This window comes from Shewanella sp. P1-14-1 (assembly GCF_001401775.1).
GTDB lineage: Bacteria > Pseudomonadota > Gammaproteobacteria > Enterobacterales > Shewanellaceae > Shewanella > Shewanella japonica.
Window position 1 is genome coordinate 116,312 of the sequence record NZ_LKTL01000013.1, and the last position, 19,573, is coordinate 135,884.

General features: G+C 39.9%; 13 protein-coding genes. 6 read left to right on the forward strand and 7 right to left on the reverse strand.

Going from position 1 to position 19,573, the window contains the following annotated elements:
- Window positions 1-18: 18 nt before the first annotated feature.
- Together ackA and pta are read left to right on the forward strand one after the other, a co-directional pair.
- Window positions 19-1,218 (forward strand): acetate kinase, encoded by a 1,200-nt coding sequence (gene ackA / locus AN944_RS11265; protein ID WP_055024716.1) that lies wholly within the window; start codon window positions 19-21, stop codon window positions 1,216-1,218.
- Window positions 1,219-1,281: 63 nt separating this feature from the next.
- Window positions 1,282-3,426, forward strand: coding sequence for a phosphate acetyltransferase (pta, locus tag AN944_RS11270; RefSeq protein ID WP_055024717.1), 2,145 nt, complete (start codon window positions 1,282-1,284; stop codon window positions 3,424-3,426).
- An 80-nt stretch (window positions 3,427-3,506) separates the two neighbouring features.
- Here the strand turns inward: pta and AN944_RS11275 are convergent, their stop codons facing one another.
- The 3 genes from AN944_RS11275 to sigZ form a co-directional block, all read right to left on the reverse strand.
- Window positions 3,507-4,736 carry a MalY/PatB family protein gene (locus tag AN944_RS11275; RefSeq protein ID WP_235530890.1) on the reverse strand — a complete coding sequence of 410 codons (1,230 nt, stop codon included), beginning with the start codon at window positions 4,734-4,736 and terminating at the stop codon, window positions 3,507-3,509.
- A 106-nt stretch (window positions 4,737-4,842) separates the two neighbouring features.
- Complete coding sequence (locus tag AN944_RS11280) at window positions 4,843-6,291, reverse strand: glutathione synthase (protein ID WP_408005082.1); 1,449 nt, start codon at window positions 6,289-6,291, stop codon at window positions 4,843-4,845.
- Between the two features lie 310 nt (window positions 6,292-6,601).
- Complete coding sequence (gene sigZ / locus AN944_RS11285) at window positions 6,602-7,087, reverse strand: RNA polymerase sigma factor SigZ (RefSeq protein ID WP_055024719.1); 486 nt, start codon at window positions 7,085-7,087, stop codon at window positions 6,602-6,604.
- Window positions 7,088-7,700: 613 nt separating this feature from the next.
- Here sigZ and AN944_RS11290 point away from each other — a divergent pair.
- Window positions 7,701-8,150 (forward strand): hypothetical protein, encoded by a 450-nt coding sequence (locus tag AN944_RS11290; protein ID WP_055024720.1) that lies wholly within the window; start codon window positions 7,701-7,703, stop codon window positions 8,148-8,150.
- Between the two features lie 590 nt (window positions 8,151-8,740).
- Here AN944_RS11290 and hrpA read toward each other — a convergent pair.
- Together hrpA and AN944_RS11300 are read right to left on the reverse strand one after the other, a co-directional pair.
- Window positions 8,741-12,616 carry an ATP-dependent RNA helicase HrpA gene (hrpA, locus tag AN944_RS11295; protein ID WP_055024721.1) on the reverse strand — a complete coding sequence of 1,292 codons (3,876 nt, stop codon included), beginning with the start codon at window positions 12,614-12,616 and terminating at the stop codon, window positions 8,741-8,743.
- A 141-nt stretch (window positions 12,617-12,757) separates the two neighbouring features.
- The gene (locus tag AN944_RS11300) at window positions 12,758-13,174 is read right to left on the reverse strand and encodes a CBS domain-containing protein (protein ID WP_055024722.1); all 417 of its coding nucleotides are present in this window, start codon (window positions 13,172-13,174) and stop codon (window positions 12,758-12,760) included.
- 557 nt (window positions 13,175-13,731) lie between these two features.
- Between AN944_RS11300 and AN944_RS11305 the strand changes: the two genes are divergently transcribed.
- Window positions 13,732-13,911 carry a DUF6435 family protein gene (locus AN944_RS11305; RefSeq protein ID WP_055024723.1) on the forward strand — a complete coding sequence of 60 codons (180 nt, stop codon included), beginning with the start codon at window positions 13,732-13,734 and terminating at the stop codon, window positions 13,909-13,911.
- A gap of 298 nt (window positions 13,912-14,209) precedes the next feature.
- Here AN944_RS11305 and AN944_RS11310 read toward each other — a convergent pair whose 3' ends face one another.
- Window positions 14,210-15,625 (reverse strand): DUF4397 domain-containing protein, encoded by a 1,416-nt coding sequence (locus AN944_RS11310; RefSeq protein ID WP_144430176.1) that lies wholly within the window; start codon window positions 15,623-15,625, stop codon window positions 14,210-14,212.
- A 339-nt stretch (window positions 15,626-15,964) separates the two neighbouring features.
- On the opposite strand from AN944_RS11310, the gene AN944_RS11315 reads away from it, so the two are divergent.
- A complete protein-coding gene (locus AN944_RS11315) occupies window positions 15,965-16,720 on the forward strand; it encodes a hypothetical protein (RefSeq protein ID WP_055024725.1) in 756 nt (251 codons plus the stop codon).
- Window positions 16,721-16,978: 258 nt separating this feature from the next.
- Complete coding sequence (locus tag AN944_RS11320; RefSeq protein ID WP_055024726.1) at window positions 16,979-17,890, forward strand: LysR family transcriptional regulator; 912 nt, start codon at window positions 16,979-16,981, stop codon at window positions 17,888-17,890.
- A 628-nt stretch (window positions 17,891-18,518) separates the two neighbouring features.
- Here AN944_RS11320 and AN944_RS11325 read toward each other — a convergent pair.
- Window positions 18,519-19,544, reverse strand: coding sequence for an isoaspartyl peptidase/L-asparaginase family protein (locus AN944_RS11325; protein WP_055024727.1), 1,026 nt, complete (start codon window positions 19,542-19,544; stop codon window positions 18,519-18,521).
- Window positions 19,545-19,573 lie beyond the last annotated feature (29 nt).

Genomic DNA, 19,573 nt, shown 5'->3' on the forward strand with positions numbered 1-19,573 from the left:
GACTAATAAGGTCTCAACATGTCAGAAAAACTCGTACTGGTACTCAACTGCGGTAGCTCTTCTTTAAAATTTGCTGTTATTGATGCTGTTTCAGGTGATGATCACATATCAGGACTTGCTGAATGCTTCGGTTTAGAAGATTCACGCATAAAGTGGAAAGTTAACGGCGCTAAAAATGAAGCTAAATTGGGCGCATTTACTGCTCACCGTGAAGCAGTTGAATTTATCGTTAATAATATCCTTGCTGATCAGCCAGAGCTTGCAGCTCAAATTCAAGCTATCGGTCATCGTATCGTTCATGGTGGCGAAAAATATTCTCGATCAGTGATCATTAATGAAGATGTGATCAGTGGTATTGAAGATTGTGCTTCACTAGCGCCACTTCATAACCCAGCACATTTAATTGGTATCCGAGCTGCTATGGCTTCATTCCCTGCTCTGCCACAAGTTGCTGTTTTTGATACCGCATTCCACCAAACCATGCCTGAGCAAGCTTATATCTATGCCCTTCCTTATAAGTTATATCGTGAACATGGTATTCGCCGCTACGGCATGCATGGCACCAGCCACTTATTTGTAAGCCGTGAAGCTGCAAAAGTGCTAAATAAAGACACCACTGATACGAATGTGATTGTTGCACATTTAGGTAACGGCGCTTCAGTTACAGCCATAAAAGGCGGCAAAAGTGTCGACACTTCAATGGGATTAACACCATTAGAAGGTTTAGTTATGGGCACACGTTGCGGAGATATGGACCCATCAATCATTTACCATTTAGTTAACCAACTTGGTTATACCATTGATGAAGTCAATAACTTATTGAATAAGCAAAGCGGCTTATTAGGTATTTCTGAGTTAACCAACGATTGTCGTGGCATTGAAGACGGTTACAAAGATGGCCATAAAGGCGCAACCTTAGCACTGGAAATTTTCTGCTACCGTTTAGCGAAATACATCGCCTCTTACACTGTGCCATTAGGCCGTTTAGATGCCGTTATATTTACTGGTGGTATCGGTGAAAACTCAGATATTATCCGAGCAAAAGTGCTTGAAATGCTGGCTATCTTTAATTTCAAAGTAAACGAAGAGAAAAACCTAGCCGCGCGTTTTGGTAAAGATGGCATCATTACCGAAGAAAACAGCACTGTGGCAATGGTTATCCCGACTAACGAAGAGTGGGTCATCGCAGAAGACGCTATCAAACTCATTAGCGCTTAATCCCCTTGCCCGACATAAAGCCTGTTAACTCAGGCTTTATTCACGGTCAGTTTAGAGGTAAATATGTCTCGTAATATTATGTTAATCCCGATTGGTACAGGTGTAGGTCTAACGTCGCTAAGCCTTGGGATGGTTCGTGCGCTAGAGCGCAAAGGTGTTAAAGTTCAATTCTTCAAGCCAATTGCACAAATCCGTAATGGCGACAATGGTCCAGAACGTTCAACCACCATTTTAAGTCATTCGCCGACTGTTAATCCGCTTGAACCATTCACTATGGAACATGCTGAAAACTTAATTCGTTCAGAACAAATCGATGTGCTTATGGAGCAAATTATTGCTCGAGCCAGCGAATGTGCCGACAATACCGAAACGATTGTGATTGAAGGCCTAGTACCAACTCGTAATCACCCATTTTCTGATGACATTAACTTTGAAATTGCTAAAGCATTAGATGCTGATGTGATTTTCATTGCAACACCAGGAAATGACACACCCAATGGCTTAATGAACCGCCTAGAGATTGCTTATAATTCTTGGGGCGGCGTTAAAAACAAACGTCTTATTGGCTCAATCATCAATAAAATTGGCGCTCCAGTGGACGATGAAGGTCGTGCACGCCCTGATTTATCCGAAGTCTTTGACCATGCAGAAGTATCAACAACGGATACCTCAGCAATGTTCCAGCTACCGGGTAAAAGCCCGCTGCGCATCTTAGGTAGTGTGCCATATAACTTAGACCTTGTTTCACCTCGAGCTTCTGATTTAGCAAAACACCTCAATGCTAAAATCATCAATGCTGGTGAAATGAATACGCGACGCTTACGTAAAGTTACTTTCTGTGCCCGCAGTATTCCTAACATGGTTACTCATATCCGAACCAACTCATTGCTAGTGACATCGGGCGATCGCTCTGATGTGATTGTGTCTGCTTGTTTAGCGGCAATGAATGGGGTCAAGATTGGTGCCCTATTGCTGACGGGTGGATACGAGCCAGAACCTGAAATCATGGCACTGTGTGAACGTGCTTTTGAAACAGGCTTGCCAGTATTTTTGATTAATACAAATACATGGCAAACCTCGTTAAATATTCAGCGTTTTGATCATGAAGTCCCTGTTGATGATGCTGTACGAATTGACCGAGTACAAGAGTATGTTGCCAGTCATATCGATCAAAGCTGGATTGAAAGCGTAACGCAAAACTCACCTCGTGAGCATCGTTTATCGCCACCAGCATTTAGATACAAATTAACTGAACTTGCTCGTGCTGCTAAGAAAACCATCGTACTGCCTGAAGGTGAAGAGCCAAGAACCATTAAAGCTGCCGCCATTTGTGCTGAACGTGGTATTGCTCGCTGCGTACTCTTAGGCAACGAAGAAGAAATTCTGCGTATTGCTTCATCACAAGATGTGGTATTGGGCGAAGGTGTTCAAATTATTGATCCTCTGCAAGCTCGTGAGCGCTATGTTGAAGGCATGCTAGATTTACGTCGCCACAAAGGGCTGACTGAAGTCGTAGCTAAAGAGCAACTTGAAGACAATATGGTATTAGGTACCATGATGCTTGCTCAAGATGAAGTTGATGGCATTGTATCTGGGGCAGTCAATACTACAGCTAACACCATTCGTCCTCCACTGCAGTTAATTAAGACAGCGCCAGGGTCAAGCTTAGTATCTTCTATCTTCTTTATGTTGATGCCAGATCAGGTTTTAGTCTACGGTGATTGTGCGATTAACCCAGATCCAAACCCTGAACAATTGGCAGATATTGCCATTCAATCAGCTGAATCTGCTGCAGCTTTTGGTATCGAGCCTCGTGTCGCTATGATCAGTTACTCAACAGGTACATCTGGTACAGGTTCCGATGTTGATAAAGTGCGTGAAGCGACCAAAATCGCCAAAGAAAAACGCCCAGATCTGGTGATTGATGGACCACTGCAATACGATGCTGCAGTCATGGAAAATGTAGCACGCTCTAAAGCACCAGATAGCCCTGTTGCCGGTAAAGCGACAGTATTCGTATTCCCAGACTTGAACACAGGTAACACGACATATAAAGCAGTTCAACGTAGTGCAGACTTAATCAGTATTGGCCCAATGCTTCAAGGTATGCGCAAGCCTGTCAACGATTTATCTCGTGGCGCTCTCGTTGATGATATTGTCTACACCATTGCTTTAACAGCTATACAAGCGGCGCAGAATGAGCAGTAAACACAGATTGTGTTAATGCTTAAACAAAAAAAGCACTGCTTAGGCAGTGCTTTTTTGTAGATTAACTCTTTAGGTTTTAATCATTTAGCAGGTATACTATCTGCTATACCTTTTTTAAGCTGCTCAAATGAAGCCTGTACTTGCTCTAATGGCGAGGCAAAATTCATTCGATAAAAGTTTTCATCCTTTTCACCAAACCAAGTGCCAGGGGTTAGTGCCATTTTAGCTTGTTTAGTCAATAACGCTTTTAATTGCTCAGCGGTTAGATTTAACCCGGTAAAATCAAACCAAATCTGGTTAGTGCCTTCTGGCACAAAGGTGATAACTTGCGGCAGCTCTGTGGCCATAAAATCAACAATCCAATTACGGGTCGTTTGTGTATAAGTAAGAAAAGCATCAAACCAATCTTTGCCATGCTGATAAGCTGCAATCGTCGCATGGGTGGTAAACGCATTGCCATGATCAAGAGACATTGAAGCTGATGTTGCTTTAATTATTTCACGTAACGACGGATTATCACTATAAATATATCCGTTAGAAATACTATTTAAGCCAAAGTTTTTAGCGGGTGAACCAATAATTGTTAAGCTATTTTCATAGGCTAATGAGGCCATACTCGTAAATTGTGAACCTTCAAATACAATATCTGCATGGACTTCATCACTCACAATCAGCACATGATATTTTTTGGCAATAGTCGTTAACTGCTGTAATTCTGACTTGCTCCATACTCGTCCCACTGGGTTATGTGGATTGCATAACAGCACCATCCCCACATTACCGCGACTTAACTTCTGTTCAAAATCATTAAAATCAAAAACATATCGCCCGTTCTCAATCTTAAGCGTGTTATCAACAACTGTGCGTCCAGCAGACTCAATCAACCTACGAAATTGATGATAGACAGGAGTTTGTATTAACACCCCTTCACCTTCTTGAGTAAAGTCTCGAATTAACATAGCAATCGCACTCAGCACGCCTGGTACTTGAACAAAGTGTTCGGGAGTTAATTCAAGGTTATGACGGTCTTTATTCCAAGCGGAAATGGATTCGAACACGGTTGTAGAGTCAAACTCATAAGAATAAGTCTCACGACTAACTAATTGCTGCATTGCTTGAGTGATTGGCGAAGCTATCGGGAAGTCCATATCTGCAATCCAATATGGTTTTACATCAGTAGTACCATAAATTTGATTGAGCATATTGCTGTCGTGCTTAATAAATTTGTCACTAATATCTTGGCGCTCAGGACTTGGGGTAAACACTTGGCTATTGACGATATTCTTACTGTTTTTAAAAGGCTTGATCATTTCTGAATCTCTTTGGAATATTAAGTTGTTTTTACTTCATTGTCTTTAAGACGTAAAAAACTCAATAAGGATGCAAAATAATTCTAAATATTGAGATTAAATAAACTCAATCCACTAAAACCAATGAGTCTAATATCCCTTGACCACTGTGTATCCCACCTTCATTTTCACTAGCTGGTTTACTGCGAATAAGGTATCCCGCATAACCATTTAACGCTGTCACGGGTTGTCCGTCAAAATATGCCGTAAATAAGCCTATTTCACTGACAAGATCGTTCACCCACGTTTGTTCACTATCTCGCACGGCAATGGTAGCGGCTTCTCGTTCATGAGGAAACAAACGCTGCATTAACGCCCAAGCATCGTACTCTTTCGGTGTCAGAGAATTTAATTTAGCACTAATATCTTTACCGAATACACAATGTCCCCCACCTTCTCCTTGATTTTTTAGCACCCACTCTTGTTTATTGGGATGACGATTAAACCAATTAATGGTGTCTGTATTAATCGGTTTCATCTCTGCTAAAACACTTTTTACTAAGTGAGCTTCCTCTAATGTCAGGCCCCAGCGTGAATAAGCTTCAGCAGGCATTATGGTCAACAGCATTTGCACCGTTTTACTGGTAGCTAGCTGTTGACTGAAAGTCGCATTCACTGCGACATGATGCTCAATGAACAATCTTGTTTGACTTAATGCTTCACAACAAATGGCTTCATCTCGTTGTGGCGAGTAATAGTCGGCATATTGGTGACCCGCCCTAAGATAAACAACATCAATCCCGCCAATGCCCTCTAGAATTAAGCGCTGATGATCTCCTGTAGAAAGTTGCGAACTTAACTGCTCAAACGTCCTTCTTACAGTGCGAATACCACGTTGCTGTAATGCCACTTCCAATAAATGTTGATCATAAACGTTATCTTCATTTTCTTGCACAACCATTAAAAAAGTCGGCACTGCTTGAGTTTGTGCACTTCCTCCGCTGAACTTAACTGCAAAATCAGCAGCGACTTTTTGAGCTGCTTGGGCAATACCAGAGGCAAGTTGTGTCAGGCCTTTATTGTCAGCGCTAACTGATTGCTTATGCTCTAAAAAGCCCTCAAACTCTTGTGGCCATTGCAGACGTAAGAAATCATGTAACTCTGTAGCACGTTGCTCAAATGGTGCCATACCTGCAGCAATGCCATTAAACTCTATCACTTTGGCGCCATGCTCACGATCATCCATATAGTCCGTTCGCATAAGCAGTAGAGGTTTACGTGCTGGCGTTAAACGTTGATTTTTACTGCCATGCACTTGATGATGCAAAGACAGTAACCGCTTAAAAAAAGGATCGGCTTTAGCCACATCCGCAAGTTGTGTTTGCAAGAAATCATGATCTTCAGACACCCTATCGATTAACTTAGTCAATAGTGGAGTGACTTTGATTAAGTGCTCAAACACGGGCCGCTGCATTGTCATCGGCGCAATACTAAACGGACAGTGCCTTGCAGTATTATCATCTCGGCGAAAAGCCACCCCATGCATAATCGCCCACTCACTGGCTTCATTTAGCATTTGCTGAGAAATTGTTGGCTTTGATTGCGTTAATGCTCTTGGCTGGAACAGTGACTTCATAGTTTCTCCTAAAAAAGCAATAAAGCTCCTACACGAGTATTAGCCACGTGATGTTAAAAAGGAGCATGTTGGAATACGGGAGTAACGTTTCCGAACGCTAGATGAGGCAGTTAGGGCTCTCTAAGTCAGTTAAGACGAAGTCCTAATAAATGAGTCAACAGGATTCAAGGTGTTATCAGTAATCCCATTATGGTGATTTACATTTTTTTCTGTGGTTTGCGTCTTTGGGGGTGTAGCCCGTAATCCCGCCTTAGCCGACTTCGAAGTCACAACATGCCATCATTTGTTGCCTAAATTTAACTCGGCCTCTTTGGATTCGACTCTTCGCTCCAGATAAAGATAAACCAAGTTGTTCTGCAATCCTTTGTTGAGAAACCCCCTCAAGCTCAGCGAGGCGCAATGGCTTAGCATATTTTTCTGGCAACTCGTCAATTAAAGGCCCTAAACATTGAGCGAGCTCCTCTCTTGCTTCTTTACCTGTATCGAGCTCTTCAGCCATTAAATCATCTGGCAAAGATTCAAATTGTTGCCGCTCTCGATAAAAGTCCATAATCGTATTATGTGCAATACGATATAACCAGCTTTTGAGGCTGCCTCTGGATTTTAACTGATGTAAATTACCACTGGCTTTGATATAAACCTCTTGCAAAATATCATCAACCGCACTGTCGTCATCAATGCGTTGACTTACATAACCGCGTAGCTGTGTTTTATGGTTTTGCCATTCAGATATCATATAAAGTTAATCTCAACTCGATAAAAAACGTTACTCAATACCCTAGACGCAATAAAGAATAAAAAGACGCAAATATCATTCATTTTTTTGGTAAGTGTTAAATCTCGCTTATATGCTTATCTTAGCGATAATCAATGGTCGAGAAATCGGTTTTCTGACGGTTCGGCGATCTATTTTGTTAATTTCATCAAGCCAAAAACAGTGCTATTTGAAATTGATTAATTTTGCTTAATCTAACGTTTCTTGCGCGAAATATTTTTAAATAGCAAGCAATAAATTGCATAAAGAAACATAATTTAGGGGATAAAATGAATAGTTTAGCACAGGAAAAATTGAGGTGTTATTTTTTAACCAGCGTTAAAAAATGTTGAATTTCATAACCTTGCAATTAAGGCTAATAGTATTCAACATAGTTGTCCACAGATTCTGTGGATAACATTAAGTTATACACCGAGTTGTTACCGCAGGTGTATATTGAAGTTACTTAAGGTATGACATGTGTTGATTGATGAGTCAAGAATTTATTCAATTTTAATGCTTTGATCATAGGTAACTTGTATCGTCGCATTGAAATAGCGATACTAATACTACATAACAATAATTCCTGATTAATATGCATAAAATTTTTGTTCTTATTAGCCTATTTTTCTTCGCTGCGTGTACCCCCTCAGAAGAAAGACAACAAGGTCGCCTTGAAAAAGCATTGTCACCTGAAGAAGTTTCTTTAGGTTTTTTCCGTGCTATATATGTTGATAAAGATGTCAATAAAGCGAAAGTGTTTGTCAATCAAGAACTCAAAGACATCATGTCTCATTACCATATTGCATCGGCAGTCCAGCGTCATGTACTTGGGCTTTCAATGACAGATGTGAACATGTCAATTGATGATATTGATATCGACTTTTTCCGTAAATTTACTGATGAAGTTGATGTTAAAGTGAAAATGGAAGGTTTACGTGGTGGTAGCCCATGGGTCGATGACCGCACAATCAAGTTAGTCAAAAATGGTAAGAGTTGGATTATTGTGGAAGTGCTAACAGAAAAAGGCCGAATTGAAGGATAATTTCATATCTTCAGATTCACAAGCATAAAAAAAACAGCCTAGGCTGTTTTTTTTATGCTTGTGAAAGAGCTAATAATATTAGTTCAATCAGCTTATTCTTCTTCAGTAGGTAGTGACTCTAGAACGTCATCTTTTACTTGATAATAAGCGTTTTCGTATTCATGAACTTCCATAGTAACTCCTATCAATCTTAGGCCGTTTTATAGGGGGTAAGGCATGTCTATTATATAGGGGGTGACATTTACCTTTACAGAGAAGCTGTAGCCATCTTTACTTCTTGAAACGGATTATAGCAATCTAACACCACCAATCCCACAAAAATTACGAAAAACTTTCAGAAATGTATGTTCGTTTTGTAAAATACTCATTTAAAGTGGCTTTTTTGATAGGTAAAACTGAAAGTGTTACATATTAGATCACACTTTCAGTGTTTTTCGCTAATTTAAAGTAACAATCGACACAATATGCTTTAACACTTGCTGCTTTTCAACCAATACCAGATAAACACGAAGAAAGAATAAAGCTATATACAAAAACGCCCAATACGAATTGTACTGGGCGTTTAACAGCTTAATCACGCATGACAAGTATTACACTTGACTGATTTGTACCACAATGCGTTTTTCAGAAATGGGATACGCTGTACCTAGGACTTGCGCAAAACATGAAACACGGAATTCTTCGATCATCCAACGTGCTTCAACTAATACTTCAGGTACAGGCTGAGTTTTAGGCACTTTGGCTAATTGCGCATTTAACAAGTCTTGTACTTTACTAATACTCTGCATATGAAGCCGATCACGAGTTGGATCAACCGGTAATTTATCCAAACGGTTTTCAATCGCTTTTAAATACCTCGCCACATCAGTAAGACGACTCCAGCCGCAGTGCTCAACAAAACCTTTAAACACCAATTTATCTAACTGGGTATTAATATCACTCATCGCAAAAGCAATATCTAAACTGATTTTACCTTTTAAACGCTTTTTAATACGTTGATATATCGTCAGAATTTGCTCAACTTGCAATGAGATTTGCTCAGCATAATCATTTAACTCTTGCCTCACCCAATCTTTAGCTTGTTCAAACTGTGCTTCGTTACGCACATCAAGCTTTTTCTCATCTAGCAATTGCTGAACCGAAGCCGAAATAATGTCATCAATTAACAGCTGTACTTGCCCAAATGGATTGAAGTACATCGCCAATTTTGCTTTATTTGGCAGCGCTTTTTGTAAGTGCTTCACCGGAGACGGAATATTAATCAGTAATAATCGACGTAAACCAATACGATGTTGACGCTCAGCTTCAAACTCATCATCAAACAATTTAATAGAGACTTGATCTTTCTCATCAATTAACGCTGGATAAGCTTTAACTTCGTAATTACCTTTACGTTTCTGATATTGCTTTGGTAAATCCCCAAATGACCATGTTGTGATGTCTTTCTTTTCAATTCCCTCTTCCGCCACATTACGAATGGCTTTTGCCACCACACCTTGCAACTTATCTTTTAAAGAATCTAAATCACGCCCTTGATCCACTAGGCGGTGCTTATCATCTTCAATTTTAAAGTTAATTGTTAAATGAGCACTTAACTGAGTTAAGTCAAAATCATCACCACTTATACGTGTACCTGTCATGCGAAGTAACTGCTTACACATTGCATCAAGCAGCGGCATTGAAAAAGGCTCCATAGCTTGTACACAGGCGCGAGCATAATCTGGCGCTGGCACAAAATTACGGCGAAGATTTTTAGGCAATGACTTAATCAGCGCCACGACTTTTTCTTCACGAAGCCCTGGTACTAACCAATCAAAATCTTCAGTATCAACTTGGTTTATCAACGCCACAGGAATGTGCACCGACACCCCATCATCAACAGCGGCAGGTTCGAAGTGATAACTCACTTGTAAACCCAAGTTAGCTTTTTGCCATACTTCAGGGAAATCTAACGCTGAAATATGATCTGCACTTCGCTGCATCAATAAGTCTTGATTAAAGTCCAGTAGCTCTGGCGTTTCTTTACGTGCCTGTTTCCACCATTTAAAGAATAGTGGCGCATTATAAATACCTTGCGGAATAAGCGGATCATAAAAGTCCACCAGCACCTGCTCATCCACTAAAATATCACGGCGTCGAGATTTATGTTCTAACGATTCAATATCATTCAGCAGTTGCTGATTTTTAATAAAGAAAGGCTCTTTTGTGTGTAACTGCCCTTCAGCTAACGCGCTGCGAATAAAGATTTCACGAGCTTCAACAGGATCAATAGGCCCATATTGCACTCTACGACGATTAACCACTGTTAGGCCATATAGCACCTGATTTTCAAATGCGATGACACTGGCAGGCTTCGCTTCAAAATGTGGCTCTAGATGATTTTTCTTAATCAAATGAGCAGCTAAAGGCTCTAACCACTCTGGTTGAATTTTGGCGCAGCATCTGGCAAATAAACGAGAAGTTTCAGTGAGCTCAGCCGCCATTATCCATTTCGGGCCTTTTTTCGCTAAAGGCGAGCCAGGAAATACAAAAAACTTACGGTTGCGGGCACCAAGATATTCATTATTCGCATCTTTAAAACCAATGTGGCTTAACAAGCCTGATAACAACGCTTTATGTAAATTATCGTAACTGGCTGGTGTGTCATTTAAACGCCATTTTAAATCGTGTACCGCTTGTTTAATCTGGGTATATAAATCTTGCCACTCACGTACACGCAAATACGCTAAGTATTCTTCACGACATTGCTTTCTGAACTGGCTTGCTGACAATTCGCTTTTTTGATCTTTTAAGTAATTCCATAAATTAACCCAGCTAACAAAATCAGAGTCTTTATCGGCATAGCGACGATGGCACTCATCTGCAGCTTGTTTTTTTTCAATCGGTCTTTCACGAGGATCTTGAATAGATAAACCTGAAGCAATAACCATGACTTCATGCAAACAACTCATATCTTTCGCTTCAAGTACCATACGAGCAAGACGAGGATCGAGTGGGATTTTTGCTAAGTTACGCCCAAGGTTGGTCAGCACTAACTCTTTGCGTTTTTGTTTAACGGCTTGCAGCTCTTCTAGCAGTAAGAAGCCATCGCGAATATGCTTTTGCTCAGGAGGCTGTATAAATGGGAAACCCGCAATATCGCCTAGTCCAATGGCTAACATCTGCAAAATAACCGAGGCAAGATTGGTACGTAAGATTTCAGGATCGGTAAACTCAGGACGCTGAATAAAATCAGTTTCATCATATAAACGAATACAAATACCTGGACCGACACGTCCACAGCGGCCTTGACGCTGATTTGCGCTGGCTTGAGAAATAGGTTCAATCGGCAAACGTTGTACTTTAGTACGGTAACTATAACGGCTAATTCGAGCGGTACCTGGGTCAATCACATAGCGGATCCCAGGTACAGTCAATGACGTCTCAGCCACATTGGTTGCCAACACAATGCGACGACCGATATGACTTTTAAAGACTTTAGATTGTTCGCCATATGATAGACGCGCGTACAAAGGCAGCACTTCTGTATTACGGTACTTTTGCTTGCGAAGCATTTCAGCGGTATCACGAATTTCACGTTCGCCATTCATGAAAATCAAAATATCGCCAGGCCCTTCAGCCATTAGCTCATCAACAGCGGAGAAAATACCATCACTCACATCTAAGTCAGCATCGGTATCACGGACTAATGGTCGATAACGCGTTTCTACAGGGAAGGTTCGACCCGATACTTCAATAACTGGCGCATTATTAAAATGCTTAGAGAATCGCTCAACATCAATGGTTGCCGAAGTAATGATCACTTTTAAATCAGGTCGTTTTTTCAGCACCTGCTTGAGGTAACCTAAGATGAAATCAATGTTTAGGCTACGCTCATGCGCCTCATCAATAATGATGGCATCGTATTGATTTAAAAATTTATCAGAGGTTAATTCTGCCAGTAAAATACCATCAGTCATTAATTTAACGTAACTGTCTGGACTTATGGCATCTGCAAAACGCACTTTAAAACCAACAACCTCGCCTAGCGGGCTGTTAATTTCTTCAGCAACGCGATTAGCAACGCTTCTTGCTGCAAGACGCCTTGGTTGAGTGTGGCCAATTAAACCACGTGTACCAAGGCCTAGCTCTAAACATATTTTGGGTAGCTGGGTTGTTTTACCAGATCCTGTTTCACCCGCAACAATGACGACCTGGTTATTAGCAATAGCTGAGGCTATGTCATCGCGTTTTTGAGAGACAGGTAAGGCATCTGGATAAGTGACTTTAGGGCTATTTTTTAGCCTTAGTTGAGCCTTTTCATAGGCTTGAGTGGCTTGTTCAGCTAACTTGGCTAAGACTTGAACTTTCTTTTCAGACTGCGGCTCTTTGTTTAATTGATACAAACGACGACGAATTCTTGCCGCATCGGTTTGATAACAAGAGTTTAGGTATGCTTTAGAGAGCGGGTGTTGGTCCGAATTCAAATCTAATTCCTAGCAAGTATTTCAAAAACTGCGATCCTAGCAAGGAACTAGACTGAATGGTATTAGTTTAAAGGAATCAAAACAAAAAGCCCTCGTTGACTCAGGCCAAAATTCTCTTTGATAAACAGCTTTGCTGGTAACTTAGGCTGGCGTTAAATAACATTGCTGCATATAGATGTTCATTGCCTTTAACACATCAGTTCGATTAATCGTACCAACGACTTTACTGCCTTCTACAACTGGATAAATTTTAGGTTTTGCCCCTAACATCTGTTCAGCCAACTGTAAGATACTGCCATCAGGTGTTGCTGTCAGTACATCCGTTTTCATGCAGTCTTTAACGGTTTCTGTCATATCGCAGTGATAACTGCTTTTTAGCATCACTGATAAGCAATCCTGTTGAGATAAAAAGCCCACCAGCTGACCGTCATTATCAATCACGGCGGCACCAGCTTTGTTCTTCGTTAGTAAATGCTCTACAGCCGTTGCTAACGACATATTGGCTTTTAACAATACAGGTTGGCGGTCCATATATTCTGAAATTTGAATTGAATCCATATATTACCCCTTTAATTTTAACGTCAGCGCTCGTGTTCAATCGACGATTAATGTTTAGTCATTAAAAATCAATACTCTAAATTTTCAGTATCGACGACATCTCATCTTTGGTTTAATTATCGTGCTAATAACCGTACTAATAATTGTACTAATAGTTGTACTAATATTAGTGTAGTCAAATTTAGCAAAATACGTTGATTGAATAACTCGATTGTCGTAACTGGATTTTAGGGGATGGAAAAAAGCTTGATGAGTAACAGACTTGCCTTAAAGATGAGTCATAACCGCTTACATATTTGTAGCCGTCATTCATCTGCATCAAATAAAGGCCAATAACATATCAGCAGCCGTTAATATTGGTACTGTTAGTGCTCAAGCTCGACATGCGTGAAACCAGCATGCTAGCTGAATTCAGAACATTAGCAGCAAGACACAAGCAACTGGGGGCTGATTGAAAAGCCAACAGTTAAACTCTCAATAATAATTAATTGAAAAATATAAAAACTAAAACCTGTTTACAAACGTACTAATGCAAAAGCTATTTAAAAGTGATTGGTATGTTTTCTATATTCAAGCAAGACCCCATCAAAAAACTCAATAAAGCTTATGAAGCTAAACTTGAACAAGCCATGTATGCACAAAGGAATGGCGATATAAAATCTTATTCAATGATAACCGCAGAAGCTGAAAACATTGTAAAACAAATTCAAGAGCTAGAGCGGCTAAAAAAGGAGTAACTTGGAAGCGCTTTCGGTGGCAAAATGCAGCTAAAATAAATGAGTTAATGTCCTATCTCCAATAGGCAAAAGAAGTTAAGAGTTAGAAGTTAGGAGTTAGGAGTTAGGAGTTAAACCTTGGCACATAAGCATTTGATAGAAAATAATGGCGTTTATTCTGTCGCCACAGAATTTAATCTCGCTACATATTTAAGTACCAAACAAAGCTAATGCTAGATGGGGTTGATAGCCCCATCCAGATTCGATATTGGTCTTATTTACTCAAAAAGTAATAAAGCATAAAACACCACGTTCACGCTTAATTGTTGATATGTGTTTGCAGTTCGTAAGGCGTGCCACCGTAGGTATAGTCAGTTGCAATTAAATTAATCACTTCACCTTTTTCAATACCGCGTAATGATGTTTCAATGATTAACTCATCAGTCGATGCGTTGTAGATATAAATATCGTAATCACCACTTTCCAATTCATAATCTTCATTATTCATATAACTTAGTTCGACTTGAGCAGAATAAGAATCAGGGTTAGCGCCTTCATTTAAAATTAAAACGTCAATCGCATCACTTTTTATGTCACTAATATTGTGGCTAACTAAAATTTTCGCATGGGTATCTATAACGCGCAGATCTTCTTCATTATCATTGACAGTAATAGCTGATGATGTGTCACCAGACGTTAAGATAAGAGTACGACTACTTGGTTGCATATCAACACTAAATGTATCAATTTTATCTTCAGTCGTATTATCCAATAAGTAAAAATTTCGAGTATCACCCGAATCAATATTTTCTATTTCAATATCAACTGAGTCAGACAAAGCACCAAATTCTAGGGCGCTGGCGATTAAGCTAGCTTCGTCATCGTTATTGGCACCAGTTAAATAAATATCAAGATAAACGTCTAAGTAATCAGGAGCAGAAATACCATGTAAAAAGCGCACGTTTGCCGCTTGTGCTTCATTGGTGAGTTTACGGCCACCATCAGATTCAATGTTGACGATGGTATTGACTTGATCGTCTGAACCAGCAATCAGATAGCTAGTGAGTGCAAATATTTGAGCATCCCCGTCTGCTATCGTTATGCCGTCTGTCGATGCAATAATGATATCTGTGTCAGATTCAGTCAGTACCAATTTGTAACTACCTGATTCAATTTCTATTTCATCACTTGACGCTTCATATGCCAATGTATAATCGGCGACTTTATTTAATAAATCTTCACCTTCGTTTAACCAGTAAACGTCAATATCAGCGGCTGAGTTCGATAGATTGATAAATTGAATGATTGCATCATAGTCTTCATCAAAATCTTCATCGTATAAATCCGAAATGTCAGTCGTCAATGTTAACGATGACGGCGCATCTGTATCACCATAAATAATATATGTGCTCGTTTTATTTTTGGATACACTAATACTATCGCCACTTGTAAATTCGTCATTCGTGGAGTTAGGTAAAATTTGATTAAATTCTATGTCGTAGCTGTCATTACTGACTTGTTCGATACTGCTTGCATCACCGAACGCGAGTTCACCTATAGACTCATCTTCAACCATAATCTCAATGGCTGGTGATTGCGCGACTAAATTAACAAATTGATAGTAGCCCATTGAACTAGAGTCACTACTTTCCTCAAGTAATATCGTTTCCCAATCACACGCTGCTAACGTTAACGATATTCCAACAAATAAGGTTGCGGATAATATTTTTTTCATTTTTCCCTTAAACATAAGAAAATGTGCACCTAAATTGTAAATATGCATTGATTATACTTTTGAATAGTGTGAATTTTCGTAAGCATTAAGGAAAAAGCGTGGAGGTTTAGTATAAGTAAGTAAATAGGGATTCGGCGCGGTTATTTATTAATCCTACACAAGAGGTATCAAGTTTTTAATTAGCCTTGGAACATAAGCGTTTGATAGAAAACAATTCCACTCTACTTATTCTTGCCCTCACTTATTAAGTAATTCTTATGATATGTTTATGAAGGTAAATAATTAACAAGGAGTTTATCGTGACCTTCAAGGAGTTTTCACAAAGGTTACGCTAATAACATGGAAAAAGTTATACAATTTATTGGTAATTCGATACTCATTTTAATCGCATTTAGCCTTTTTTTATCAGGAATCATTTCTGATGAAAGTACGTTAGTAAGCTCAAGTTTTCTTTACATTATATTAGGAGCAGGGGCGGCATATCTATTTCGGAAATTCACACCAGAATTACATTCAAATAAGAGTAAAAAAGAAAGAAGAAAACATCAAATGTCGGCATTTCTTGTTTTTATTTTTATAACTGTTGCAGCACCACTTGCTACAGCTAGATACGGCCACATATTGCTCACTTGGTCCGGCCAAAGTAAAGAAGTTGAGTTAGAATTAACTGTTGATTATGTAAGTAGTACATATGGTAGTGCTTATTGCGCAGGGGCAATACGTTTAAAAGGTTATTCCCACTTTGCAAACGGTAAGCTCTGTGGCGTATCAAGGTCAATATGGTCACAATTGAAAAGTGGTGACCGTATTATAGTCCAAGGTATAAAAACATATTGGGGCTTTGAATATACAAATTTAAAAAAAAATCTCGATAAAGAAATCTATCAAAGTAAAACACTTAGGTTGCTTCAAGATTTTAAAAACATGGATTCAAATAAAGCTTTTGCATTAGCTAGAGGAGTTGATGGTCGCGAGGTAATTGGTTATTCACATTCATATAGCTTACTTCAAAAGGCCAAAGAAAGAGCGCTTAATGAGTGCCAAGCACAGATAGAATTACATAGCATCACAACTGAATGTAAACTTATTCGGTAATTTATTCTAACAATGAACATTGTAGTGGTAAGGAGTTTGGCCACTACTTTAGAACATACCAAGCTCATTTATGGACATAAACGTGTCAGTAGTCCCCCTCTGACACGTACCTGGACATTTCCGAGTTGCGCTTTATCTAATTTAGTAAGTTATGAATTAACAGAAGTAGGGCAACTCGCTTAGTCGAGTGTCCAGTATCACTGGTGCAGATCAGTTATCATATTTTAAGTAAATCACTCTAGAAAGGAAGCGAAACCTATGAATTTTAGTTTTGAACAACTTCTCGCGTTCGTGACCGTTTATGAACAACTCTCGTTTAGCAAAGCCGCGGTCAAACTCAATAAGCACCGAACTACGATAGGGCAGGTGATTACCAACCTTGAAGACCAACTAGCGGTCAGTTTGTTTGAACGAGTGGGGCGTTCGGTAGAGCCAACTGAAGATGGTCACCTTCTTTATCACAATGCTAAATTAACCATCGAGCAAGCGCGTACTTTCGATAAATTGGCGCTAAGCCTCTCTTATGGTGGATTAGAAAGCGTCAACATCGCTTATTCTAGTGTGATTCCTCATCGCGCTTTGGTTGAAATCCGCCAGCAATTTCTTCGCGATTTTCCGCTAATGCGCGTGAACTTTTTTGTTAGGAATAAACAGGACATCAAAAGAGGCATAGATAGTGGCGAATACCATTTTGGTATCGTCAATGTGCATGACCGTCAGGCGATGTATAGCTTTGATGCTACTTTCCTTGGGCATTTCGAATTTCTCCCTTTTGTTCAAAAAGGTGGAGATCTATCTAGGTTGGAGAAAAGTGCAGTCTTGGTGGCTCTGAAAAACAGCAAACAATTTGTCTTACGATCTTTTATTGAAGAAGGTATGTCAGAGAAGATTATTTACAGCTCAGACAATGAAGCAATCGATCAACTTGCCCTAGTGATAAAGATGGTCGAAGCGGGGTTGGGTTGGGCGTTACTGCCTAAAACCTTAGCTAATACTGAGTTTGCCAATCATGCCATTGAGCCAGTTGAAGCCGATGAGATGCTAGAGGGCTTCAAGTTTGGCTTCGCGCTTTGGTGTCCACATTCCAAACAAATTGTTGATATTAAAAAGTCGTTAATCACCGTGATAAACAATTATCGCAAGCGATTTGAAGACGGTCTCCGTCGTTAACTCATAGACTCATCCAATTTTTTAACAAGGTTCAATTAGAGCCTTGTTTTCGTTTCAGTTAACTTTAAGTTCGAGTTTTGATGGATTACACCCTTTATATAGGAGTGTGAGGTATCAAGCTGACTATCTCTTCAGTCATGTCACTTTCCCTGTACCTTTAAATAATATAAAAGATATCATACAGTTTGTTGTGATTTTACCCCCAGCCCGTGAAGATAAAGTGACTAAATGGTTGATGTGATACATAGCAATTGTTCACAACTAAAGTTCATAAGGATGGATGACTTTTAGTAGGGAAAATGTTCGCATCCTAAACGATGTAGAGTATTCAATCTAAGTGATTTTGGGGCAGAAATAATTCACGAAACAGGTTGTTTCGCAATTGTGCAAGGACCTCTTGCACAATTGAGTCCGAGAGTTTGTCCAACAGCCTGTTGGGCAATTGGGAAACAGCTTGTTTCACAAATAAATCTCATGATGGTCTCTTGCATTCGAGACACGCCTTGGGGCACAAATAAGCTACGACCTCAAACTCAACCTAGGCTGAACTAAAAAAGCACCAAGCGAATACTTGATGCTTTTTTAAATCTCAATCGTGATTGATAACAATAACAAAGAAAGTTAAGGCTTACTTATCACGCCAAATCATCACTTGTGCTTCTTCCCCGCTCTTACGCGTTGCGCGGTACATTCCTTCTGTATTAAATGGGGTCGCAATATTGCCGCGATGATCAATTGCTATCACGCCACCTGTACCGCCAGCGGTAATCAATCTTTGGTTAATCACTTCATCCGCCGCCTGAATAATCGACTTACTTTGGTATTTCACTTTGGCGCAAATATCACCTGCGACTTGGTAGCGAATAAAATATTCACCATGTCCAGTCGCTGACACTGCGCACACTCCATTCTCAGCATAAGTTCCAGCACCAATAACGGGCGCATCGCCAATACGACCATAGCGTTTATTCGTCATTCCGCCGGTTGAGGTACCTGCACTAATATTACCTTGTTTATCTAATGCGACAGCGCCAACGGTACCAACTTTATATTCTGTGTCTAACTGTTGGTGCGCAGCTTGGTAATCTGCACTGGTTTTCGCTTCAGCCATTTTTGCTTTTGCACGCTGTAAACCTTGATAACGCTTTTGGGTATTAAAGGTTTCGTTAGCCACCAATTGGACCCCCTGAGTTAAAGCAAACTCTTCAGCCCCTTCTCCATAAAGCATGACATGGACAGACTCATCCATTACCAAACGCGCTAAATCAATCGGATTTTTAATGTGTTTAACGCCAGCAACCGCACCTGCGTTCATGGTATTGCCATCCATAATAGATGCATCCATTTCATGCTGTTCATTATGAGTGTATACCGCACCTTTACCCGCATTAAAATACGGTGAGTTTTCTAATACATTAATTGCAGTGGTTACGGCACTTAAACTAGAGCCGCCTTTATCTAAAACAGCATAGCCTGCATCTACCGCTTCTTTTAGCTTCGCTCGATAGGCTTTTTCTTGCTCAGGGGTAAAGCTACTTTGCTGAATGGTCCCTGCTCCACCATGAATGGCTATCGCAAAAGGTTTAGTTTTTGCATTCGCTAAACCAGAAAATAAAGCCATTGATGCTATCAGTGCTAGTGTTATTGTTTTCATTTTAAGCAAGTCCTTGATCAGTTTGTATC